The sequence below is a fragment of the Acidobacteriota bacterium genome, assembly GCA_016716435.1.
Classification (GTDB): Bacteria; Acidobacteriota; Blastocatellia; order Pyrinomonadales; family Pyrinomonadaceae; genus OLB17.
In genome coordinates, this window is record JADJWI010000007.1 from 190,885 (window position 1) to 215,155 (window position 24,271).

The window sequence follows — 24,271 nt, forward strand, 5'->3', positions numbered from 1 at the left end:
CTCATTGCGGCAGCCCCCATTTTTTCGGATCGGGCTTCATCGCCTTTTCCCTATCGGTGCAGGCTCCGGGATCGATGGTCGATGCGCCGTTGGCGATCTTCCAGACGCCGTCGACCTTGACGAGATTGAATTGGTTTACACCGCAATGAGAAAGCCTTTCGCCAACAAAGAACACATAGCGGCCATAGACCATCGCATAGTCGCCCTCGACCTCGACCTGGGGCGCGTACATTTCTTCGCGGAGTTTGGCTTCTTTGTTGGTGAACATCTTTGAGAATGCCTCGCCGCTGATCACCTCAACGCGCGAAGTTCCATCGCGAAGCTTGCGGATGGCGACGAGTTGATTTTCAGGCGTGCCGAGTGCAAGGATGCCCGCCGGATTTGCCGCTGCCATCTCAGCGAAGAGCTTTTCGACGACAGCGAAGGGAGCCGCCTTCTCCGCCGACAACTGAGCATTTATCGAAACACAAAGTGTCAATACGAATGGAAATAATAGCTTCTTCATATTTGTTAGATACCTGTAACGGCGACGCCATCCGGCGATCTGCCCGTCTCGACCCGGCCCGTGACCTCTCCGGTCTCAAGATCAACGCGAAGAACGACATCGGGTTGTATCGCGGTGATGAACGCGGTCTTGCCGTCCCTAGAAAACGCAACGCCAAAGGGAGTGCTCTCGAGCTTGATTCGCCGTACCTCCTTTCGCGAGATAGCATCGACAAGAACGATCTCCTTGGTCTGCCAGATGGTGTTAAGCACGGATCTACCATCGGGTGTGAACCGAACGCGATAGGGCCTGCCGCCAAGCGGAAGCTTTGCGACAGACTTCGCCGAGGCGGCATCTATTATCTCGACTGCGTTCTCGGCGTTGAGCCCGACCCAGACCTCTTTTCCGTCGGGCGAAAGGTCGATCGCCTCGGGCTGTTTTCCAACCGGTATCTGAGTAATCGTCGAACCCGCGGGCGGCACATTTTGAAATCGGAACATCGTTACCGTGTCCGAACCTATATTTGCCGTATAGAAAGCCTTCTGGTCGGAGCTGCCGGCGATCATATGCGAGGCGTTCTGGCCGGTGCCCATGATCCAATCGACCTTGTTCGTCGCCGGATCGAATCGGGCGATCGCGCGATTCACCTCCGCCGTGAAATAGAGCTTCCCACCGATGAGTTGAATGCCGTGCGGCCTGAGCAGCGGGCCGAGGTCAACGCGGCGAAGTTCCATAGCAGACGCGATGTCGATTATCGAAAGAGTGTTTCCCGGGGTTTGAGCGCCATAGTTAGCGACAAACGCCGTTTTACCGTCATCAGAGATGACGACCTCATGCGGACCTTCGCCGACCGCGACCCTGCCGGTCACCTTCATCGTTGCGGGATCGACGATCGCCAGATCAATGTCGGTCTTATTGAGGACGACAACAGCGGGTTTCGCCTGTCCGAAGACATCGGCAACGCCAGAGAAACCGAAGTAGGCGATCAACAGGAAAAATGCGGCAATGTTTGCTCGTATTAGCATAGTTTCGACTCTGACTGATTTACGTAATGGGTCAGGTCAAGGTTTCACAGGTTGTGTCAGAACAGAAAAATGACCGTTTCACCGAAGCTCAGTTCAGGAAAACGGTCGATCGGAGTGTCACTTCTTTCCTGCTAAGGCTCGTCTTCAGTAAGCCTTTCCTCAAGCAATCGGGTCGAGACCGTCAGGAAGTCGTGGGCCGTGATCATTCCGACCAGTTTGCCGTTCTTGCAAACCGGAAGACAGCCGATGCCTCGCTCACGCATCAGGTAAAGAGCATCAAGCGTCGGCGTTTCGGGCGAGATGGTCAGAAGGTCACGTTTCATTACGTCCAATACGACCATATCGTCCGCGGCTTTCGCACGGTTCGTCGCCAGCATCGAGATGAGATCTCGGTGCGAGACAATACCGACGAGGTGACCGTGGTCGTCCTCGACTGGAACGTGGCGGACATGCCTCCATTCCATCAAACTAGCAGCAAGGTCAAGCACATCGGTCGGCCGCACGGTGAAAAGGTCTCGGGACATGAATTGTTCAACTGTCCGAAAATTGTCGATCCAATCAGATTTCTTCTCGATAGTTGCGAGCGGCCATCTATGTACCGGCATATTCGCCTCTTGATTCTTGATCATCGCGGCGACGAGAGCCCGCATCCGGATGTTCGTCTTGGCAGCACGGTCCATTTTTGCCAGCGAGTCAAGAGTCCATCGCGCTCCGTTGGAACCTTGTTGTACGCGTTCCTCGAGTGTCCCGAGGTAACGGTCGATGTCCTCTGCGGCGATCTCCGCCATCTCGAGCCCCTTACGTGCGAGCGGGAGAAGCTCGTCGAGGATAAGCTGAGGAGCGGAAAAGGATTGGCCGTCGAGCCAAGTGATTTGCGAGCGGAGCCCGTATCGGGCAACGGTGAAAAAGTTCGTCTTTGCGTCGTCAAACTCCATACGCTCGCGGACGTCTCCGTATTTATCGGGCAGGGCCTTCATAAGCCCCAGAAAGAACGCCGCGTTCGCGACCTCGTCAAGAACGGTCGGACCAGCCGGAAGATAACGGGCCTCGATCCGAAGGCTCGGACGGCCGTCCAATATGCCGTAGCAGGGGCGGTTCCATCGCCAAACAGTGCCATTGTGCATCCGCCACGCCTTGAGCTCGGGTATACCGCCGCGACGATATGTTTCCAGCGAATTTTCGTCGATCTCGCGGGTCAAGATGATGCGAAAACGTGCCACATCCTCGTGAAACATTTCAGCGATCGAATCATTGACCCAGCTTCGTCCGAACGTGACCCGAGCGGGACGGCTGCGGCCCTGATGCACCGGCGAGCGTTCATCGACCGCGTGCTGAAAAAGTGCAAGCCGTGTCTCGTGCCAAAGCCTGTGTCCGAGCAGTACGGGCGAATTAACGGCCGCAGCCAGCACCGGTGCCGAAACCGCCTGTGCCCAGTTGTACGAGTTCGTAAAGTCCTCAATGTTAGGCTGAAGGTGTATCTGAAAGCTGGTGTTGCAAAACTCCAGAAACGTGTCCTGATGATGGAGCCTGATCTCATCGAGGCCCTTAATATGAACGACCCGGTCCTCGCCGTGAAGCGCGGTCAAAACCTTATTGAGCTGAGCATATCGCGGTCCGGGCGTCAGGTTTCTTTCGACAAGGTCAGATTCCTGTATCGTCGGCAGGATGCCGCAAAGAACGACATCGCCGCGGCGCTCGGTCATATGCAGTTTCACTGCGGCGAGTATCTCTGCGATCTCGATCTCGAGCTTGCGAAGGCAATCACCCTTGAATTCGAGAGGCGTCAGATTCGCTTCGAGATTGAATTGACCGATCTCGGTTGTGAGGCGTTCGTCGCCGGCCGCGGCGATCAATTGCGTCGAGTATGGCACCGGGTGCATAGCCGAATCCACGAGGAACATCTCCTGCTCGGCACCGATGCGGCTAACGCCCGTCTCGAGTTTACCCGATCCAAGCATCTCCTCAAGTACGTGCAGATCCGTAAGGACTGCCTTAGTAAACTCGCGGACGTGGGCATCATTTGCATCGGTATGAACTGTGTGTTCTCCCATGGTCTCCCTCTATGCTCTTCGCACTGTTCAGCCTTCGTTCGTAAATGGACTCTTGATGTCGTGCTTCCGGCGGCTGACGGTTAAACTCTCGCCCGTCCAACGGCGCTTCCTAAAACCCAAAAGGTGAAATACTTGCAACGGAAAGAACCGAGCGACCGTTGTATCAACACGCAAAACTTCGCGGTCCGCATCCGTTGGATGAACGCCGGGAAGAAGATGTATCAGGTCGCCGAGCCGCATCCATCGAAGGATGGCAGAGAGCCAAAGCCAGAATTGCTTGACTCGCCTGCCGATAAAGAAGCCGTCCTCACCGAGCTTTTGGTAAAGCGGCATAAGAATCAATCCGCTTTCGCTCGCCCTGATATTTCCGGACAGATCGTCGGCAAGATACTCGCCCTTTCTTATCGGTTGAAAGTTTTCATAGCCTGGCCGCATCACGAAGCCGTCGTTTTCCGTGATCTCATGTCGATAACGGATCTCCAGTATCTCCGGCCGGCCCGTGGCCTTTTTCACGACCTGCGCGTGATAATCCGCATCGGGAATATCACTCTTTTTGATGACGCCGGCCGCCTCGATTGCCAGCCAAACCAAAGATTCGTGGGTGTTTACGGTCGATTCGGCATAATGCTGGCCGCCTTCGAAACCCATTGTCACCGCTCCGATATTATTAAGATATTCAAGCAGCGTTCCCTCAAGCTGTTCTTCGATGCCGAGGAGGAAAGTTACGGGCAACTTGGTCGCAAATCTGCGGTTACGCATCGTGTCGCCGACGGTCGCAAACGGCACGCCCTCTGCCGATGTCGAATGCAGATCAAGGGCAAAGACCTCACCGCGTGCCGAATTGAGTATCGGCACTATCGCAGCCAAGAGCTCCATTTGTTCGCGGTCCTCGGAAAACTGCGGCGGGAGCTGAGAGCCCGGGTCGTTTCGGGTAACATTGGCATCGGTCCAGTGGCGGTTCAGGTCTTGGTGGATGAACCTGACCCCTTTTTGCATTGCTCGTGTGTTTCCGGCAAAGAGAAAAATTCGCCCGTGACGCCGATCCTCGAGCGCCGCAAGTTTCACGGCGACTCGGCGAGCCGCACGAACTCCCGCGGTCTCATTGCCGTGAATACCGCCAAAAACCATGAGCGTCGGGCCTTCGGATTCCGCCCCGAAAGATCCGATCAAATGCTCGCCCTCGGCGACAATTTCCGCTGTCTTGGTTATCGAGTCCACCGTTCTGCTATACTCCTCTGCAAATATCGAACCGCGAGAGTTATGACCGATTCCGACACGCTGACCGGGACCGTTAAAGGCCCCGGCCAATTGCCTCAAGAATACACATTCATTACACGCGACAATAGCCGCGTTAGGATCGGCGAGTTCGTTTACTACGAGGCCGAGGCCGAATCAGAGACCCGCCGCATCGTCGGAACTGTGAAAGCAAGGAAGCTCATTCGCGGCCTGCCGGACGATTTTCTCTCGGAACCGGACATCCGGCCTTCTGAGGTCGCCGCGATTCTCGGTATCGATCCTAACCCTGAGGTCTACGAGATCACGGTCGAGACCATCGGTTACTTTAGTCTTTCACTTGGTGACTTTGTAAATCCTCGCATACCGCCAAACCCCGGCGACGCCGTAAGGCTCGCTTCAGCCGACACGCTTGCGTCTGTCCTTAGTCCCTGCCGCGAAGGTGAAGCCGGTTCAGCTCACATTGGGTCGCTCCTAACGCGAGATGCGGGCGAGGTGCCGATAGTCCTTTCGGTGAAAGATGTCGTCTCGACCCATCTCGCGATACTCGCGTCAACCGGTTCTGGAAAATCCTACACGGCGGGTGTTCTGGTCGAGGAGATGCTGCGGCCATACAACCGTGCGGCAGTGCTGATAGTTGATCCGCACGGCGAGTATCACACAACGGCGTCGATCCAGGGCGACGAGCAATTCCTAGGGGCGGACGGCTATCGTCCAGAAGTGAAGATCTTTACGCCCGAGCGCATCAAGGTCCGATTCTCATCGCTTACCGAAGGCGACATCCGGTACTTACTGCCCGATGGCACCTCGGACAAGATGCTCCACTTTCTACGGCAGGCGTTTCGCTCGCTTCTGGAAAAGCTTCGGGCAGAGGGACGAAAGGAATATCTTTACAACTACTTTGATCTCCGCGATGAGGTACAACGACAGCAATACGGCAAGGACGAACGTGATGCCGGCGACGGCGGCAACGTCTCATCGATACAGGGGCTTCTCTGGCGGCTCGATTCGCGGTTCGATCAGGCCGACAGCATTTTCCACCCTCACGAACACATCGAACTCGGCGACCTTTATCGGCCTGGCCGCGTGACGATCCTTGACCTCTCGGACATAGAGCAAAGCCTGCAGCAGGTGATCGTCGGAACGCTTCTCCGACGAGTTAAAAAAGCCCGCGAACAGACCGTTCGGGGACATGCGAAGTCGGGTGAGAATTTCCTCGATTATCCGGTGTTCACTTTGCTCGAGGAGGCACATCGATTTGCTCCGGCAGGTTCCAGCGTTGTCTCCACCAACGTGCTGAAACAGATCCTTAGCGAGGGGCGGAAATTCGGCGTCGGCATCGGGTTGATAACCCAACGGCCCGGCAAGCTCGATCAGGACGTGCTCTCGCAATGCATGACGCAGATCATCATGCGGATCGTAAATCCGATCGATCAGCAGACCATCGCACAATCTGTCGAGGGCACGGGCCGGGCGATGTTAGCCGAACTTCCGGCTCTGACGAAAGGCCAGGCGATCATCTCGGGCGTAGGCATAAATACTCCGGTGATGTGCCGCATTCGCCCGCGCTTGACGGCCCACGGTGGCGAGACCTTCGACGCCCCGGCTCAATGGCTGAAATGGCACAATGAGGGCCGGGAAAACCGCGAGCAAGACGCAGCACCTTACTTGAAGCCCAATTCTGACAAGAAGCCAGAGAAGCTCGGAAAGATCCGCATTTGAAACGATTCATCGTCCACCAAGTCGGTAAAGCTCCTGCCCGTCCGGACCGGCCAGATCCTTTCTGACTAGTAGCATCAGTTCAACGCCCGGCCGAAGCGGATAGGACGCGTGGTAAACGTAGCTTGCAGAATAGCGGCGAATGACCTCAGCATCCTGCTCGCCCTTTTTCGCGACGATCATTTCCGCCGTCGGCGCATCAACAAACTTTCCGTGAAAGATCACCTTCGGATAGTCGCGAGCGTACCAGACCAGCGGCCAATAGTCCGGCGAGACCACATCTACCGCAGTCCCATTCCCCTTGCCGCTCACTTCGGCGAACCGCTCGATGTCGGCGACCATTTCCAAAAACTCACGCCGCGTATGCGCGTAGACGTATGGCATTTTTTCGTCGTCGTACCTGACAAAATTCGCGTCGTAGGTCTGATAGGCAAGCACCGCGAATGAGGCTCCTGTCATGACGACCGCGGCGACCCGCCCAAGCGACCCGAATGACCGGGCGATCTCATTTACCGCGTAGCCAGCGGCGATGCAAGCCGGCAGAATGAATGAAAGTGCAAGCCACGGAGTCTTGTAAGGAATGATCGTGTAGGCAAGGAAAAGCCCGAGAGTCCATAGCCCGGCGAACATCGCGAAGCGGTGGCGGGCCTTGAAAAAGGCGATCGCGGTCCCGACGGCCGAGAGAATAACGATCGGAGACTCGACCTTCATTCCCCAATTCAGGTATGCAAAAAGCCCGTTGTCCGTATGGTCGCGGCTTCCCGTCTTGGTCCATATCGTGTAGGCCTCGAATGCTTTGCTGACGCCTTCCGGGTACGTAAAGAATGACGAGAAGAAAAGGACAAATATGTAAATGAACGCGAGTGCCGAGGCGATCAAAACAAGCCAAAGGTCGATGCCAGAGCCAAGAGCTTCGCGAAAGTTTGCCCAATTGAGTTCGGGGTCGTCGAGTTCATCTTTGCCGCCGCTTGCCAACTTTCCCGTCAGCATTCGACGCCAAAGCCAGACGAAGAAGACTGCGATCAGCATTGTTCCAAGTGTGATAAATGCCGTTTCCTTGGTCGCGAAGAATAGTGCCGCCGAAGCCGACGCGATTATGAGATAGATCGCCCGCCCTTCCCGCCAGACCATCAGCATTCGGATGACGAAACCGACCAAAACCACTTCAACCACAAAGACCGCAACGGCAATGTAAAAGAACCTATCGGGGTCGCCGGACGAGAGCGATGACGAGATGTTGAGCGTCGTCGGAAAAAATGAGACCAATAAAAGCAAAGCCATCCAACCGATCGCAAATGGCCCGGCCTTTCGCCGCTCAATGAACGACGTAATGGAGATAACGATCGCCAAGCTTAGAAATACAAAGAAGATCTCGTGGATAAAGTATCGCGATATGAAGACCATTCCCGGCGAGAGTGCCAGGAACGCGGCGGCGGCGAGTGCACCGACCCGGCCGATATATCGGCGGAGGAAGAACGCCAAAATGACGATCAAGACGCCCCAAATGGCAACGCTCCAGCGGACCGTCACGGTATCAAGCCCGCCGAAAAGTTTCGTGAACGCGAGCGAAATGTAATAAAGCGTTGGGCCGTGATAATTTTCGGGATCGTATTTATAAACACCGTCGCGAAAGAGGTTCGTCAGAAACCAACCGTTAACGCCCTCGTCGTGGTGAAAGGGCTTGAGAGCCAGCCAGTAGAAACGTAGAAATGCTGCTAAAGCAGTCACGGCCGCACAGCCAAGTAGCCACGTGACATCCGCCCCGAAGCCGCCTTTTTCCTCACTGTTCGTTTCTTCGATAGACATTCGTCAGCCTTTTGGTTGCTATTCTACGAGCTTGTAAACACGATACTGTCCGGACTCGGCGATCACCGGGTAACGGGCAAAAAACTGTTCGTTCGGTGAGAGCGTGTTCCGCTCTTCGGGTGAAATGAGCACGTGCGTGATCCCGTATGCTCTTATCAGTTCCTCGGCCTGCGGACCGCCGCGATAGATCGTCTTGAGGTCCTCTTCGCGTGGCTTGTAGTCAATACCGTGCGAGCCGAGATGCCCGGCGTATCGCATGAACGAAGCCCGGCCGCTGAGCACGACCGCAGAATTGTACGTCGGAGCGTTGAGCAGAACTGAATCCGGCCGCGTCGAAGCGCGAATGCGGTTTGCCACCGTAACAGCATCGGGCTCAAACACGCGGTAATTGATCTGCCCGGAAAGAGTTCGCCACACATCGAGCCCGCCGCTCATTGTCAGCACGACGACCGCAACCGCGGCAACGGCCTTCCAGCCTGCCAAACGCCGCCAGAGCCATGCGATCGCAAGAACTACGAACGGCAGCGACATCACGTACCAATAGATCAGGATCTTGATATTGTCCCACTCCCACGGTGCGAACTTGAATACATTCGAGACAACAAAAAGAACCGCGAACGGAACGTAGAATAGCAGAAGCGTCGGGCTTGCCTTGATCGCAACCGCATCGGCCTCGCGTTCGGCCTTCGACGCCTTTTTCTTCTCATTAGCCTTTTCCATCGCGGGCCGAGCGGCGGTCCAAACTAGATAAATTCCCGTCGCCAGCAAAGGCAAGAGTAGCCCCGTATTCTTAAGCCAGAACCACAGAAAATAATCGTCCCGCTTGTCCCAGCCAAAGTGGAAGCCGATGAACTCGCTCGTCCGCGTCGCACTGCCGGTCATCGACCAAGCAAGAAGCGGAACTGCGATGACCGCCGTGCCTAATGCAAACGCCAGAAGTTCCCGCCAGCGACCCGGCCTGAATCCAAGAGCAAAAAGCCCGACAACGAAAAGGACGGCAAGGCTGTGAACGTGTATCAGCGGAAGCGTTCCCGCGGCCAGTCCGACCAAGAGGTAGGGCAGAAGCTGCGCGTACAAGACTTTCGAATCGTCGGACTTTTCGGCGTCTTCTGTTTCACCAAAGACCCGCCACATCGCCCCGATAGCAATCAGCGCGATCGGCATTCCGAGCAAGAGGCTTCGCTGCGTCAAGAAAAGTGTCGTCAACGAATTTCCCCATCGAAACTGATCGCCGATTGTGTAATCCTTCGGCAGATTCCAGATGAGCTCAAAAAGGCCCTTCGATTGCCCAAAATAGTCACCGAAGAAAACCACAAAACCCAGTCCGCCGCTCAGGAAAAGCAAGACCGGAGCGAGCTTAGCGGCGAGCGTGTCACCCACCAGCTTCAGAACAAGCCGCTCGAGCACGACCAGAAGCGAGAATGCCCACGCCACATTCTGGACCAGCATTGCCTCGCGAACGCCCACGCCTAGCTTCATGAACATCGCCGTGATCAGGTCGGCAATAAATGGATATGTGAACTTAACGCCCGCAAAGTTTGGGTTGTCCGGCGGGAAGCTCGCTCCCTCCGTAAAGGCATAGATCGCCCCGAGGTGAAACGGCAGGTCGCCAAGGTTGTTTGAGCCACCGGTAAAGATGCCCTGCTCGTTGATGATGATCGCCCGGTCGAAAAATAGTATCAGCAGGCCCAGAAAACACGCGTAATAAAAGAACCGCAAAAACTTGATCCCGGTCGCCCCTTGCAGCTTTCCGCGGGCAAGAATGCGGTCGCGGTCAAAGGCCTTCCGACGGCTTTCATCCAGCAAGAGAATCAGCGGCAACAGAGTGATCAGGAGGGTGGCAACCGCGACCGCAGGCGTTATCCCAAAGGCAAAACCGAGCACGAATCCAGAAAGCCCGAAGACCGCCGAGCCGATCACGCACCCAGCCGCCAGCCGCCAAAGCAGCGGCTCGTCGTCCTCGATCAGGTAGGTAACGGCCGCACCGCCGATGGCGATCAGGATAAGAATTATCAGTCCAAGTATCATCTACAATGCTCGCAGAAACTGTAGATTAAAGTAACCGATTATTCTTTCGCGGTAAAACTTGCCGCCGGGCCACAAAGGGCCGCTAGAAACTGCCATCGAATTCCTCTATAATTCCTCAACATTTGATAAGTAATCCCGATGGCTTTGTGAGGCTTTGAAATTATGTCGCGAGCACTACCTGCTTTGCTTCTCTTTACACTCTTTGTGGTCGTCTCATTTACGCCGGCGCAGGACTCACCATTTAGTCGGCCCGAGATCGTTAATACATTGTCGCGACCACCCGCAGCCGAGCCACCGGCCGAGCTTCACCTTATCCGCGGCGTCCGCTCTCTCGGCGGAGCCACGGCGATCGTCCACACAGACAAAACCGTTCTTCGCACCGACGACGGCGGCAAGATCTGGCAGGCTTTGCCGCTCCGGCTTAGCACCGCGGAGCGGATCGCTTCAGTAACCTTCGATGCCGGCAGACTTTTTGCCGTCGTTGAGAATGGGGTTGAAGTTTCGCTTGCGGCATCAGCCGATGGCGGCAGCACGTGGTCGAGGTTCCCTCTCGCCCTTCCGCGTTTTGAAGATATCGAAGCTGCTCCAGCCACAGGCAAACTCACATTTGCGGGATCATTAATTACGCTCAGCTTTCGGCTGCAAACTTCTTCTAACTTTATCGGAATGGCTGAATACCGATCGGCGGATGGCGGCAGCTCATGGGAACTTATCAGCCGCGAGATCGACATACGCCTTGAGGACAAGCCCAATGGCGTTATCAGCGATGGGCCGTGGACGCTCGAAAACATCGGCGAGTGTCTCGGTATCAAGACCGGCTGTTATCAGCGGTCGGTGCTAAAGTTTGCGGGTTCCGGTGCGATGCCCGCCGAGTTGATGGTTCAGACGGAGACGGCCAGAGAAAAGGCGCATGAAGAAGCCCTCGAAACACCTCGCTTCTCTGCGCCGACCGGCGGGCCGAATCGCCTTAGCCTCAATCGCGGTTTTGATAAGTGCACCGCCGGCACCGTCCAGCAGATGCAAACGTGGTGGGACACGTCGTGGTTTCACGATGCAAACATCTACATGAGCGGCCGCAATCGTGGGTGTACTCAGGCTCAACTGTCCGCTGCATGGGTCCAGCAGGTCAAGGCGATGGGTTGGGGACTTATCCCGACGATCGTCGGCTACCAATCGCCGTGCATCGCCAGCACTACGTTTACGCGGCCGCGATTCAGCCTTGACCCGGCGGTTGCCGAAACCCAAGGACGCGAAGAAGCCGGCATCGCGGTAACCGACGCGGGCAATCTCGGACTCGGGCTCGGCACGATCCTCTATTACGACATGGAGCGGTACGACGAGACGGCCCAAACGCCCGGCTGCCGCATCGCCACGACCGCGTTTCTCAAGGGCTGGACGGACCGCGTCCGCGAGCTCGGATATGAATCCGGCACTTACGGCTCGCCAAAGAACGCGCAGGAAGACTGGGTAAACCTGCCGCCCGCCAGCAAGATGCACGCGATCTGGATGGCACGCTGGGACAACGTGATGAGCGTTTGGACATACATCTCATTCCCGACGTTTCCGACCAATGAATGGGCGAACAACCAGCGGATCAAGCAATGGCAGGCTCCGCACGACGAGACATGGGGCGGGGTCACCTTTAATATCGACGGCAATATCTCCGACGCACCCGTTTTCGGCAACGCGATCCCGCGGAACCAGAACGCAGACTTTGATGGCGACGGCAAAACTGACATAAGCGTCTATCGGCCAGAGGGCGGTATCTGGTACGTGCTCAGAAGCTCGAACTCGACATTTACAGCGACATCATTCGGCGTAGAAACGGATATTCTGGCAGCCGGCGATTTTGATGGAGATGGCCGAACGGACTACGCCATTTTCCGCCCGGCGGACGGAACCTGGCACTTCCTTCTCAAAGGGCTTAACTATTCCACACGGCAGTTCGGCTCGGCAGGCGACATTCCGATCGCGGGCGACTTTAATGGCGACGGCAAGGCGGACATTGCGGTCTTTCGGCCGTCGAATGGCGTTTGGTACATCGCAAACAGCGACAGCCGCGGGACGTTCACCTTTGTCCAATTCGGAGCGGCCGGCGACAAGCCCGTTCAGGCGGATTACGATGGCGACGGCAAGACCGACATCGCCGTTTACCGACCAGAAAGCGGAGTTTGGTATGTGCTGAAGAGTTCGGACGGCAGCTTTACGGCGACCTCGTTCGGCATCGAAACGGACCTTCCGGCACAGGGCGATTTTGACGCCGATGGCAAAGCCGACTTCGCCGTCTATCGGCCGGCGGACGGGCTCTGGTATATGCTCCGGACGACTGAGGGGTTTGGCGCGTTTCAGTTCGGTGTAGATGGCGATGTGCCCTCGACCGGCGACTACGACGGCGACGGCCGAGCGGACCTTGCGGTCTTTCGCCCCTCGACCGGCGTCTGGTATTTGCAGAGAAGCCAGCAGGGATTTTACGCGGCCCAGTTCGGGGTCGCGACCGACCGCTCTATCCCCAACGCCTATCTGCCGGCACCGTAGTTGGATGGAGTGTGGACACTCTTGTCCGCATCGCCGGTTCCTCCGGCGAGACTTTCGTTCGCGTCGAAGCGACGCTCATGCGGACAGGAGTGTCCGCGCTCCTATCGTGTGAATTTCGACCTTATCTTCACCGCACGCTCGATGATGTCGGCGTTCTCAAGGATCTTGAGACGCAAGTCGCGGTCGAGCGATGGATTATCTGCGAGGAATTTGTTGATCGTTGCGAGTGCCTCTTCGCTTCGCTGGCCGCCGATGAAGGCGCCGAGCCAGCCGTTGACGAAAAAGATCTTTCGGTTGCGTTTGTGGTTAGGCAGTTCTTGCAAGGCCTTTTGCAGATACGGAAGCGTCAGCTCCGAATGCCGTATCGAGTTCCACGGCCCGAACGCCGCCTCTATCCAGCTTTCGGAGATCTCTTTGTTATTGACGAAATCGTTCCAATACTTCGCCTTGTTCTCCGCCGTCGCAATGCCCGCCCGTGCCGCGTAGGCATAACGCTTTGCGTCGTCGCTGGTTTCTGTTTTTTCGAGTTCAGCCAAAAGCTTTTGCGCGTCCGGATCGCCCAAGATCAACAGCCGAGTAACGATGTCGAACCTGTCCTTCGTCTTCAGCGGAATCGCGGGGACCGCCAGCGTCCTGCCGTCCTTCTGGCTCCCCTCTTTACGAAGGAGGGGTGTCGGCGCTTCGCCGACGGGGTGGTTCTCTCGTTCATCAGACTGGCCGCCCGCTGACGCAGGCGGTTCTGACAACATTGCTTTCAACACGCCCCGAGCTCTTTCGCTCGAAGCTATATTCAGAAACGCCCGGTAGTACGTAATCCGCTGTCCGAGCGTTTCGGCGTTTTGCATTCGCTCGATCAGCATATCCTCGACGCGGGGCAGCAGGTCAGAACCCGCTGCGTCAGCGGCGGGCCAGTTCGGTGATCTACCAGACTGGCCGCCCCCTGACGGAGGCGGTTCTGACAGGTAATAATTCATCGCCGTCCCGACGCGGCTGAGCAGCAACGCGGTCGTCGATTCGTCGTCAGTTGCGGAAGCCTGCGCGTCAGGAAGGGCTTTACTTCCAGCTTGAGCGTTAAGCCCTTGCTCACGCGCGGGCTTCTGCAAAACCTTCACCACCAACTCCACATACTCCCGCGGGTCGAGCTCGCCTTCGCGGACGCTGTCCCAGAGCGCTCCCCACATCATCGACCGCAGGAACGGGTCCTTCTCGTTTTGGATGTTCTTCAGGACATACTCGCGGCTCTTCTCGTCAAGCAGAAAAATGCCGTAGCCGTAGTCTTGGTAGTTAGGGAAAACGAAATCGAAATCTTTTGATGTTCCAACCGGCTTTCCGTCCCAAACTCCATATTGGTAAAAGGGTTGCTCTGTAAATCCGCTTCCGGTGATACGCTCCCCATCCGCGGAAATGACTAAATACTTCAGAGCCTCACTCCATCTGATCAGTTCATTCAACCCACCTCGGTGCTCGATTCGAAGAGTTGTAATGGAGTTTGCACTACCGTCAACAAAGTCGACAGACATTCCACCTCGTTTCAAGACAAAAGTCGGTAGCCCAGGTTGCTGCACCCATGTCCGAGCCCAACTCCCAAGATCTCTAGTGCTGGCGAGTTCGAACTCCCGCACCAGATCCTCCCAGCCCGCATTCCCAAACTCATGCTTCTTCAAAAACGCACGCACGGCGGTTTTGAATTTGTCCTCGCCGAGGTAGAACTCGGCTTGGCGGAGGAACGCGGGGGCTTTGTTATAGACGATGTTTCCGTAGGCGCTCTTTGCGGCGGAGAGGTTCGGGATCTCTTGATAGATCGGGGTCGTACCTTTGGTCGAATCAGTCTGGTAAGCGGCCTGTTTGACGCGTTCGTAGAAGACCTTCCACGCTATCATCTCCGGCATGATCCGCTCCATCGCCTTGTACGCCGTAAATGTCGCAAAGCCCTCTTTCAGCCACAGGTCGTCGAACCAACGCATCGTCACCGTGTCGCCGAACCACTGGTGCGACGCCTCGTGAAAGATCAAAAGGGCCCGCGAGATGTGGTCGTTCCGCGTCGGCTCCTGCGGGAAAATGATCGACGATTCCCGCAAAAACGTCGCCCCCGCATGCTCCATCCCGCCAAACGGAAACTCCGGAATCAAAACCAGATCGTACTTAGCAAACGGGAATTTGTAATCGAAATACTCCTCGAAGTATTTGATCGCCTCACGGTTAAGGCGAAACACCTCAGCAGCGTGGGGCTTGAATTTGGCGGCCTGGGATCTGCGGACGTAGATGTGTTGAAAATACTCGGAGTCAGGCGGAAATCCTTTTGATAACCTCGCATTTTTTTCCTTCTCCATTCGGGCCGCATCCTCGCCGGAGAGCGATACTGAAATGTCATTATTGAGCCACTTGTTGAAAGCCTCCTTTAGTTCCGGTCGAACATCTTTGTTAGTCTCCTTCGGAAGCCAGAATCGTTCGAATGGACCTACTGCAAAAGCAAAAACATAAGTGCTAATTGGACGAGTCTCAACGAAATTAGACTCATATTCACGAGGCTTGTAGCTAGAGCTAGTTTCTGAATCTTCGCCCAAGGCGTTCGAGATCACCGTCCAATCGCTCGGTCTCTTAAAGTTCACCTCAAACCTCGCCTTAATATCCGGCTGATCAAATACCGGAAACGCCGTGCTCGCGTCGGACGGGACGAAGAGCGAGTAGAGATATTCCGACCCGTCCTCCTTATCCACATACCGCGTTATCGCCGACCCGCTCGGCAGTATCGGCGACGTAAAATCGAGCTTGATCACGTTCTCTCCAATGACGACATTGTCATAGAAGACCAGATGCTCATTTATTTCGGCATAGTATCGTGAGATTCCGTCCTTGACGTATTGCGGTCGACCAAACAGTGCGATCCGACCATTAACCGTGACGTTCGAAATGGTCGATTTATCCTCGTGGCCTCGTATCCTTCGCCAGTCGAGAATGATCGGAGGGGTCTGGCTGCCTGCAGACTGGCCGCCCGCTGACGCAGGCGGTTCTGACACGTTCACGCGAATCTCGATCGTTCCTTTCAGCACCGGCGACATCTTTTCCAGCGTCAGGTTCAGCTTGTAGCGGACGTCGCTGTAATGCGCGGCCCGCCACTTTGCCAGCTCGAGCGGAACTCCGGGCTCGATCGGCGGGAGCGTTGGGGCCTGTGAAAAAGCGGTCATCGTTATCAAAAGAACGGTCAGGATCAAATACTTTGTCATAGCTGCTTACCTCGGGGAACAAGGCCGAAAGGCTCGATGATAGAACTATATCTTAGTGCCGCCCGCAGGCCGAAGCGTTGCTTTGACCGCCCGACGGTTGGCTTAAGCCGCCCGCGAAATGTAATATCTAGAGTTTTGGTCAAGCTGACCCTATAAACGCTATGCTACAGGCCGGAATAGTTGGGCTGCCCAACGTAGGAAAATCAACGCTCTTTAACGCCCTTACCGCACAGGAAGCGGCGCTTGCCGCAAACTACCCTTTTGCGACCATCGAACCGAACGTCGGGGTCGTTGCCGTTCCGGATGAACGCCTCACCGTGCTCGAAAAGCTTGTCGGTGCCCAAAAGGTCGTCCCCGCCACGGTCGAGTTCGTCGATATCGCCGGGCTCGTCCGCGGTGCGTCAAAGGGCGAGGGCCTCGGCAATCAGTTCCTTGCGAATATCCGCGAAACGCACGCCGTGATCCAGGTCGTCCGCTGTTTTGAGGACGAGAATATCGTCCACGTCGAAGGCTCGGTTGACCCGATCCGCGATATTGAAACGATCCAGATAGAGCTCGCCCTTGCCGATCTCGCCTCGCTCGAAAAGCGACGCGACAAGGCAGGCCGCGGGGCTAAATCGGGCGATAAAGACGCTAAACGCGAGATCGAGATAATCGAGAAAATAATGCCGGTGCTTGAAGAAGGAAAGCCGGTGCGGTCCGCTCCGCTTTCCGAGGACGAACGCGAGATCGTGCGGAAATGGTTTCTGCTGACGAGTAAGCCGACCATCTACGCCGCCAACGTTGACGAGGCAACGCTCGCCGATCCGACAAGCAACCCGCACGTTCAAAAGGTGATCGAGCACGCGAAAAAAGAGAATGCAGACGTTGTCCCGATCTGTGCCAAGCTCGAGGCCGAGCTCGTCGCACTCGACGCGGCGGACCGTGCCGACTATCTTAAAGACCTCGGCCTGGCTTCTAGTGGCGTCGATGACCTCATTAAGGCCGCGTACCATATGCTCGGGCTGATGAGCTTCCTGACCGCCGGCGAAAAGGAAGTACGTGCATGGACCATCCCGATCGGCACAAAGGCTCCGCAGGCCGCCGGTGAGATCCATTCGGACATCGAACGCGGCTTCATCCGCGCCGAGATCATCGGCTACGAAGACCTCGTCGCCTGCGGCAGCCGCAAAGCCGCCAGCGAAAAAGGTCTCGCCCGGCTCGAAGGGAAAGACTACATAATGCAAGAAGGCGACGTGGTCGATTTCCGATTCAACGTTTAGGCCGGAACCGAGCATCCAACCAAACTATATGGGAGCTTGCTGCGAAATGGATTGCGGGCTAATGCCTGTGGCTGCACGCCAGCGCCGAACGCTTTGGTTGGTATTGATCATCAATGCCGTGATGTTCGCTGTGATCGTCGTAGCCGGATTTCGTTCGGGTTCAATATCCCTGCTTGCAGACAGTGTTGATAACCTCGGCGACGCGCTCACTTACGGACTCAGCCTATTGGCGGTTGGCGGAACGCTGGCGGCAAAGGCGAGAGTTTCTCTTTTTAAGGGTTCGCTGATCTTATTTGCCGCCGTTTTCGTAGGAGCTCAGATAGTTTACCGCCTTCTCGATCCAAACGTGCCGATCTTTGAAATGATGGCCGGGTTTGCCGTTTTAGGACTCGCAGCAAATTCCCTATGCCTTTTGCTTCTCTGGCGGCACCGTAATGAAGACATAAATATGAGCTCGGTCTGGGAATGTTCGCGAAATGATATCGCTTCAAACTTTTCAGTCATTGTGGCAGCGTTTGCGGTCTGGTTTTTTGGCTCCGGTATTCCCGATCTCATTGTGGCTTCGATTCTCTTTATCATACTTGTCCGCTCGGCATTCCGCGTTGTCGGTTCCTCACTGGGCGAGTTGAGAAATGCTTCCACCGGAAGCGTTCAATAAAAGAAAAGTTGGGATTTGGAACTTATACATGCTTCTAAGAATTCGAATAATCTTAGTTCTTATTTTCACGGCTACTTCTCTCTATGGCCAACAGGCTGATTCGCTGCGAGTTTTCGTGAAGAATCACGACACGGGCGAGCCGATAGCTGATGCTAAGATCACGATAAAAGGCTCTGGGATTCTTGCAGCTACCGATTCCAGCGGCTGTGCTGTAGTCTCAAATGTTTCGGCTGGCGAGCAAACCATCGTAATTGAATCGCTCGGTTACACCCCTGTTGAGCTATCCCTTTCGTTCCCTCTTTCCGATACATCCGAACGCATTATTGAGCTTGAACTCACCAACGAGCTTGCAGAGGTAACGATCGAATCAACCCGCTCCGGTCGGACGATCGAGGCCGAACCGACGCGCGTTGAAGCGATCGATGAAGAAGAGATCGAAGAAAAGATCAACATGCGGCCGGCAAATGTCTCGATGGTGCTGAATGAAAGCACCGGGATAAAGGTCCAGCAGACCTCGGCCACATCCGCAACGCAGAGCATTCGCATTCAGGGCCTTGACGGGCGTTACACACAGATGTTGAAGGACGGATTCCCGTCATTCGGCGGCTTTGCCGGGAGCCAATCGCTGCTCGAGATACCGCCGCTGGACCTGAGGCAGGTGGAGATAATCAAGGGCCCGGCGGCAACCTTCTACGGCGAAGGAGCGATCGCCGGGGTCGTTAACTTCATCAGCAAATCGCCCGGCGAGGAGGCTGAGTCAACGCTCCTGCTTAACCAGACATCCGCACTCGGTTCCGACGCTTCGCTTTTCACGACCCGAAAACTCGGGCGGTTTGGCTACACATTTCTGGGGCAGTTCAATTATCAGAATGAGTATGACGTAGATGACGATGGCTTCAGCGATCTGCCGCGAACATACTCTTTTGCGATTTCGCCGCGTGCGTTCTTCTATCTCGATGAGAAAACGCAGTTGACGATAGGAAATTCGACCACCTACCAGAACCGAAAGGGCGGCGATATGAGTGTCATCCGAGGAAATATCGGCCCGCAGAACATCTATTTTGAGAAGAATGTCTCAGTTCGGAATGTCACGACCGCGAACTTTACTCGAGAACTAGCCAAAGGACGCCGTTTCGTCGCAAAACAGAGCATCGCTTTTTTCGATCGAGATCTGAAAACGCCGGGCTACAACTTTGCCGGCACGCAGTTGAATTCCTACACGGACATCGCCTTCTTTGCGCCGGTCAAAAACCACGCACTCGTCTTCGGTTTTACGGCCGCTTTTGACCGATTCGATGAGGCGAACGCCCTGCCGGACGCGGCCGAGCGCGATGAGCTACGAGCTTCCTTCGGTGGATTTGTCCAGGACACGGTGGACATCACCGACCGCCTTTCGATCGAGGCCGGACTTCGCGTTGACGGCACTCGTGATCATGGTGCCTTCGTATTGCCTCGCGTCTCTGTGCTTTATCGGTTCACGGAGAATTTGACGAGCCGCATCGGATTCGGTCTCGGGTATAAGACCCCGACCATCTTCACGGAAGATTCTGAAACGCTCCTTTTCCGCGGCGTGCTGCCGATCGAGGATGGGCTGAAAGCAGAGCGTAGCCGTGGCGGGACGTTTGATCTGAATTATCGAGCTACCATTGCAGACAGTATCGGGCTCTCGCTCAACCAAATGTTCTTCTACACGCTGATCACCGACCCGCTCGTACTCGAAGAGCGGCCAATGGGAGGTTTTGCCTACGCGAATGCTGACAGCTCGGTGATCAGCCGGGGCTTTGAGACGAACCTGCGAGCCGATTACAACATCGCAAAGCTCTTCATTGGTTATACCTACACCGACGCGAAAGCCGGTTATCTTCCGGGCAATCGCATCCTGCCGCTTACGCCGAAGAGCAAGATCAATTCTTCCCTTATCTTCGAGGAACACGACAGCTTCAAGGCCGGCATCGAGGCCCACTTTACGGGACGTCAGACGCTCTCGGACCGCACATCAGCCCGCTCCTACACAGTTGTCGGTATATTCGGCGAGAAGATCTTCAAGAACTATAGCCTCTTCATCAACGCCGAGAACATCACCGATGTAAGGCAAAGCCGCTACAGCCAGGTCGTCTTTCCGCCCTTCACTGCTCCGACCTTCGCGGAGGTCTATACGCACCTTGAGGGTCGCGTCTTTAACGGCGGTATCAAGATCAGGTTTTGAACTTAGCGCCGCTTCCAAGTTCGGCGCAGTGTTTTGGAGCTCACAAAGTAGAGCAGAAAGCCCGACATAACGGTCAGGATGCCGAGGATGGAAAACGCTCTTAGAACGTAGTTGTTGATATTGTCGCGGCCGGAGAAATCCATTGTGTGAAGCATCCAAAGGAAGTCGAATGCCCGCCAGCTATTTGTGCGGACGGCATGGACCTGCCCATCGTTGGTGCCGACGTACACCGTAGCATTCTCCGGGTGCTTGAGTGTGATCGCCCATGCCGGAAGCGGTTTTTCGCGATACTCATGATGCCCACTTATCACTTCTTGGGTCACGAACTCGACAGTTGCAACCTCCGAAGGCTGATGCATCATTCCGGTCGCAATTGTCTTCGCCTCGTGTTCATTGATCGGATCGCGAATCCGCCCGTTTGCGGCATGAACTAGTACGGCTCGAGCTTTCGGGCCTTTGCCGTAAGTGATCGAGTAATAAGGCTCGCCCATCACGGCAACCATTCTGAATTTATTGAGGTCGGCGGCCTCACCATTCGCCTGCGAAGCCATCGCCTCATGCGGCGGCATTGTGAACAGCGACGGATCGGGCATCGCGGCCTCATGCCGAAGATGGTCGCCGTGTATCTCATCAAGGACCGTCCAGCTGAAATACAGCCCACCGAGCGTCCATAGAAGAAACTGGACCCCGATGAAAACACCGAGATACCGATGCACTTTCCGGATGTAAAAATTGCGGCCTTTTAGGTTCATAGCGGCACGCCTCGGCGGCTGCTGGTCTTTTTAACAGAACATGGCCCGGTTCGCAATGCGGAAACCGGGTGTCAGCAGTTTTTGGAATTCTCCAAAGCTGTTGTATTATTACGTTTCGTCAGATCTTGGCGGGTTCGTCTATCGGTTAGGACGCAAGATTCTCAATCTTGAAAGACGGGTTCGATTCCCGTACCTGCTACCATCCTTTAAATTCCCGAAAAAAATGTGGTGCCCTCGGTAGGATTCGAACCTACAGCCAACAGATTATGAGTCTGCTGCTCTAACCGTTGAGCTACAAGGGCACGAATCAATAAGATTAGATCAATCGCGGTTTTGTGGCAAATCTGAACCTTCGGGTTTCGGCCGCGGCGGCGCTTCATGTGGTTCCTCTGCCCTGAACGACAAGCTATCGCCAAAAACCGGAGGCGGCGGCGGTTGGTCAATGTTCCCGGATGAACTAAGGATCACGTCAAACCGTTTGAGCTGACGCCTTGTGGTCTCTTTTACGATATAGATGGCCAATGTACCGGCGGCTACCGTAAATAGTGCGCCTCCAAGAAAGAACGGTGCGTGATACTCGGAATCCGGCTGTTCACCACGTCCATAAAGTGCGTTGGAGATGCGATACAACACATTCGATGTTAATAATGTTCCCCACCAAAATCCCACTTCGACCGGCGTTCCTGAAGGAGTATGCAGATAGCCGGTCTCGACGTCGAAGTCCGGATCGCTTTCGTTAAACAATTCTCGGATTACTTGGAACGGTTTGACTAGGTTAGCAAAAGGAATGAACCACCAACCTACCGCCCAGCCCGGAGTGAACTCCAGATTTCGAGCCTTGAGTACGCTGAGATTGCTATAGGCCCGGTGTACCCAGATCAAAAAGGCGATGCCTGTAGCTACTCCAAGCGGAAACTCAATTACCGCTATAGTGTTTACTACGAAAGCGAAAAGCGTAATGATACCGCCATCCTCGACATAAACTGTCCATTCGGGAAAAACAATGATCATTCCCCCGAACACCGTATAGACGACATCGCATATGACGTTCAAAGCGAGCAGGCCTATGGCCACCCAAGAAACGAAAAGAGGGTCGCGGAAATCATCGCTTTTGAATGCGTTTACCATATTTTCGGTCTGATCGTCAGAATGTCGGCGGGGGCGGCGGGCCTGACGCCGTGGTCGGATCTTCGTCGGGTATCTGCGAGACGTGCCGAAGGATGAGCCACATTCCCAGAAGGCTCAGGCCCAGCCCGGCAAACGAAATTAAAACCGCCGGCCAGTAAATGTCCTGCTCAACCGTGTCGATGTTCGAACCCGATGCGATATATGCGACGGCGACGATCGTAGCGGCGACCAGCGGAAGCACCCACTGTAGCCCGATGCCGACCGCAAGGCTGATAACCGCCCAGAGCCCGCCGTTCCTACCATTTGAATTCGCGCTCCGAAAGGTGTGGATGGCGAAGATGACGATCGCAATGATTCCAAAGAGAGAGAGCATTGTGAACCTCCGTAAGCTATTCTGCGTGTGTCGCGTGACGTTTCCCGAAAGTTAAATTATCTGCTATATTTCCCTAGCTCTCTCAGAATCTCAAATTTGTTTCGAGGAAAAATCTAATGAGCGCAGTATCTGATCCCGGCAGCTCCAATTCGACGGGCGGTTTCTTTGGCCATCCGAAGGGCCTCTCCACGCTTTTTTTCACCGAGATGTGGGAACGCTTCTCGTTCTACGGCCTGCGGCCCTTGCTGGTGCTTTTTATGGCCGCTGCGGTAACGCAGGACGGCTGGGGCTGGGATCGCGGGGAGGCTTCGGCGATCGTCGGCATCTATGCAGCCTGTGTTTATTTGGCCTCGCTTCCCGGCGGGTGGATCGCCGATAAACTTCTGGGACTTCGCAAAGCCGTACTCTACGGCGGAGCTTTGATCTCGCTCGGCCACCTGACCATTGGCGTCTCTGCCCTTGTTGATTCCAAACTGCCGTTCTTTCTCGGCCTTGTTTTCATCGTGCTCGGCACGGGGCTTTTGAAACCGAATATCTCCGCAATGGTCGGCGATCTTTATCCCGAAGGCGGAGGCCGACAGGACGCGGGTTTCTCCATCTTTTACATGGGGATAAACATCGGCGCAATGGTCGGAGCTTTGGTCACCGGATACCTCGGCGAAGAGATCGGCTGGCATTGGGGCTTTTCGGCGGCCGGCGTCGCGATGCTCATCGGTTTGCTTCAGTTTTGGCTGATGTCGCCGAAAACGCTTGGCGATATCGGCTCCGAGCCGACCAGACACCCTGACCCGGCGATCCAAGCAAAACAGGAAATGCAGGTAAAACTATTTACCGGCATCGGGCTCGGCATCTTGGCTCTCGTTATCGTTTTGGTCGCAACTGGCGTTTTGACCATCAACGCTCCGGTGGTCGGTCAATATTTAGCCTATGTCCTGGTCGCGATCGCTTTCGGATATTTTGCCTATCTTTTCGTCTTCGGCGGTTTGAGCGGCGAGGAGAAGAAAAGGGTCGTCGTCATCGCCGTCCTGTTCATCTTTGCCGCGATCTTCTGGTCGGCATTTGAGCAGACGCCGACCGCACTCAACCTGTTTGCACGCGATTTCACAGAGCGGACCATCGGGACATTCGTGATTCCGGCTACATGGTTTCAATCGATAAATTCGCTCTTCATCATCATCTTTGCCCCGGTCGTAGCCGCATTCTGGAGCTACCTGGCGAGCCGCAAGATTGAACTCTCAAGCCCGGTAAAGTTCGCCATCGGTCTTGGCTTCGCAGCTCTCAGTTTTGTGTTGATCCTTCTCGCCTCGAACATGGTGGTCTCGTCCGATGGGGCTAAGGTCTCGGCCATGTGGCTGATCATCTTCTATCTATTCCTTACACTCGGCGAGCTTTTCGTCAGCCCGGTCGGGCTTTCCTCGATGACGACGCTATCTCCGCGGAGGTTTGTCGGACAGGTGATGGGCATCTGGTTCATCGCTTCGGCCCTCGGCAACCTGATCGGCGGCCTTGTAGGCGGCAACGTTGACCCCGAGAACCTCACGCTGATGCCGAAGCTCTTTACCACGACCGCACTTTTCCTCGGCGGAGCGGCCGTCGTGCTGGTCATCCTCGCGATACCAATATCCCGCATGATGCGTGAGGCAAAATCCATTGATCCGCCCGAAGACCCAATAAACGAGGTACCGGACACAATGCCGGACGAAAAGTAGGTTTCTTGAAGCCAAAAGCAAAAAGGAAAAAGCCAGCGTATAGCTGGCTTTTTCCTTTGAAACATTGCTTGAGCGAAT

General features: G+C 55.4%; 16 protein-coding genes and 2 tRNA genes. 7 read left to right on the top strand and 11 right to left on the bottom strand.

The window, feature by feature from the left end:
- Nucleotide 1: 1 nt before the first annotated feature.
- The 4 genes from IPM21_11865 to IPM21_11880 form a co-directional block, all read right to left on the bottom strand.
- Nucleotides 2-505 (bottom strand): hypothetical protein, encoded by a 504-nt coding sequence (locus IPM21_11865; protein MBK9164581.1) that lies wholly within the window; start codon nucleotides 503-505, stop codon nucleotides 2-4.
- A 5-nt stretch (nucleotides 506-510) separates the two neighbouring features.
- Nucleotides 511-1,509, bottom strand: coding sequence for a YncE family protein (locus IPM21_11870; GenBank protein ID MBK9164582.1), 999 nt, complete (start codon nucleotides 1,507-1,509; stop codon nucleotides 511-513).
- Between the two features lie 131 nt (nucleotides 1,510-1,640).
- Nucleotides 1,641-3,560 carry a CBS domain-containing protein gene (locus IPM21_11875; GenBank protein MBK9164583.1) on the bottom strand — a complete coding sequence of 640 codons (1,920 nt, stop codon included), beginning with the start codon at nucleotides 3,558-3,560 and terminating at the stop codon, nucleotides 1,641-1,643.
- 27 nt (nucleotides 3,561-3,587) lie between these two features.
- The gene (locus IPM21_11880) at nucleotides 3,588-4,778 is read right to left on the bottom strand and encodes a succinylglutamate desuccinylase/aspartoacylase family protein (GenBank protein MBK9164584.1); all 1,191 of its coding nucleotides are present in this window, start codon (nucleotides 4,776-4,778) and stop codon (nucleotides 3,588-3,590) included.
- Nucleotides 4,779-4,820: 42 nt separating this feature from the next.
- Between IPM21_11880 and IPM21_11885 the strand changes: the two genes are divergently transcribed.
- The gene (locus IPM21_11885) at nucleotides 4,821-6,515 is read left to right on the top strand and encodes an ATP-binding protein (GenBank protein ID MBK9164585.1); all 1,695 of its coding nucleotides are present in this window, start codon (nucleotides 4,821-4,823) and stop codon (nucleotides 6,513-6,515) included.
- Between the two features lie 6 nt (nucleotides 6,516-6,521).
- Here IPM21_11885 and IPM21_11890 read toward each other — a convergent pair whose 3' ends face one another.
- A complete protein-coding gene (locus tag IPM21_11890) occupies nucleotides 6,522-8,318 on the bottom strand; it encodes a glycosyltransferase family 39 protein (protein MBK9164586.1) in 1,797 nt (598 codons plus the stop codon).
- Between the two features lie 18 nt (nucleotides 8,319-8,336).
- The gene (locus IPM21_11895) at nucleotides 8,337-10,346 is read right to left on the bottom strand and encodes a hypothetical protein (GenBank protein ID MBK9164587.1); all 2,010 of its coding nucleotides are present in this window, start codon (nucleotides 10,344-10,346) and stop codon (nucleotides 8,337-8,339) included.
- 162 nt (nucleotides 10,347-10,508) lie between these two features.
- Between IPM21_11895 and IPM21_11900 the strand changes: the two genes are divergently transcribed.
- Nucleotides 10,509-12,881, top strand: coding sequence for a DUF1906 domain-containing protein (locus tag IPM21_11900; GenBank protein MBK9164588.1), 2,373 nt, complete (start codon nucleotides 10,509-10,511; stop codon nucleotides 12,879-12,881).
- A 101-nt stretch (nucleotides 12,882-12,982) separates the two neighbouring features.
- On the opposite strand, the gene IPM21_11905 is transcribed toward IPM21_11900, so the two are convergent.
- On the bottom strand, nucleotides 12,983-16,105 hold the full coding sequence (locus IPM21_11905) for an ERAP1-like C-terminal domain-containing protein (protein ID MBK9164589.1): 3,123 nt from the start codon (nucleotides 16,103-16,105) through the stop codon (nucleotides 12,983-12,985).
- Nucleotides 16,106-16,266: 161 nt separating this feature from the next.
- Here IPM21_11905 and ychF point away from each other — a divergent pair, with 161 nt between their 5' ends.
- From ychF to IPM21_11920, 3 genes are all read left to right on the top strand, one after another.
- On the top strand, nucleotides 16,267-17,367 hold the full coding sequence (ychF, locus tag IPM21_11910) for a redox-regulated ATPase YchF (protein MBK9164590.1): 1,101 nt from the start codon (nucleotides 16,267-16,269) through the stop codon (nucleotides 17,365-17,367).
- A 28-nt stretch (nucleotides 17,368-17,395) separates the two neighbouring features.
- Complete coding sequence (locus IPM21_11915) at nucleotides 17,396-18,025, top strand: cation transporter (protein MBK9164591.1); 630 nt, start codon at nucleotides 17,396-17,398, stop codon at nucleotides 18,023-18,025.
- Between the two features lie 115 nt (nucleotides 18,026-18,140).
- On the top strand, nucleotides 18,141-20,231 hold the full coding sequence (locus IPM21_11920; GenBank protein MBK9164592.1) for a TonB-dependent receptor: 2,091 nt from the start codon (nucleotides 18,141-18,143) through the stop codon (nucleotides 20,229-20,231).
- Between the two features lie 2 nt (nucleotides 20,232-20,233).
- On the opposite strand, the gene IPM21_11925 is transcribed toward IPM21_11920, so the two are convergent.
- The gene (locus IPM21_11925) at nucleotides 20,234-20,983 is read right to left on the bottom strand and encodes a PepSY domain-containing protein (protein MBK9164593.1); all 750 of its coding nucleotides are present in this window, start codon (nucleotides 20,981-20,983) and stop codon (nucleotides 20,234-20,236) included.
- 127 nt (nucleotides 20,984-21,110) lie between these two features.
- Between IPM21_11925 and IPM21_11930 the strand changes: the two genes are divergently transcribed.
- A tRNA-Glu gene (locus IPM21_11930) sits at nucleotides 21,111-21,185 on the top strand.
- A gap of 24 nt (nucleotides 21,186-21,209) precedes the next feature.
- Here the strand turns inward: IPM21_11930 and IPM21_11935 are convergent.
- The 3 genes from IPM21_11935 to IPM21_11945 form a co-directional block, all read right to left on the bottom strand.
- Nucleotides 21,210-21,285 (bottom strand) — tRNA-Ile (locus IPM21_11935).
- A gap of 19 nt (nucleotides 21,286-21,304) precedes the next feature.
- Complete coding sequence (locus IPM21_11940; protein ID MBK9164594.1) at nucleotides 21,305-22,111, bottom strand: DUF4328 domain-containing protein; 807 nt, start codon at nucleotides 22,109-22,111, stop codon at nucleotides 21,305-21,307.
- A gap of 16 nt (nucleotides 22,112-22,127) precedes the next feature.
- A complete protein-coding gene (locus tag IPM21_11945) occupies nucleotides 22,128-22,484 on the bottom strand; it encodes a hypothetical protein (GenBank protein ID MBK9164595.1) in 357 nt (118 codons plus the stop codon).
- A 116-nt stretch (nucleotides 22,485-22,600) separates the two neighbouring features.
- Between IPM21_11945 and IPM21_11950 the strand changes: the two genes are divergently transcribed.
- Complete coding sequence (locus tag IPM21_11950; protein ID MBK9164596.1) at nucleotides 22,601-24,193, top strand: MFS transporter; 1,593 nt, start codon at nucleotides 22,601-22,603, stop codon at nucleotides 24,191-24,193.
- Nucleotides 24,194-24,271: the final 78 nt, after the last annotated feature.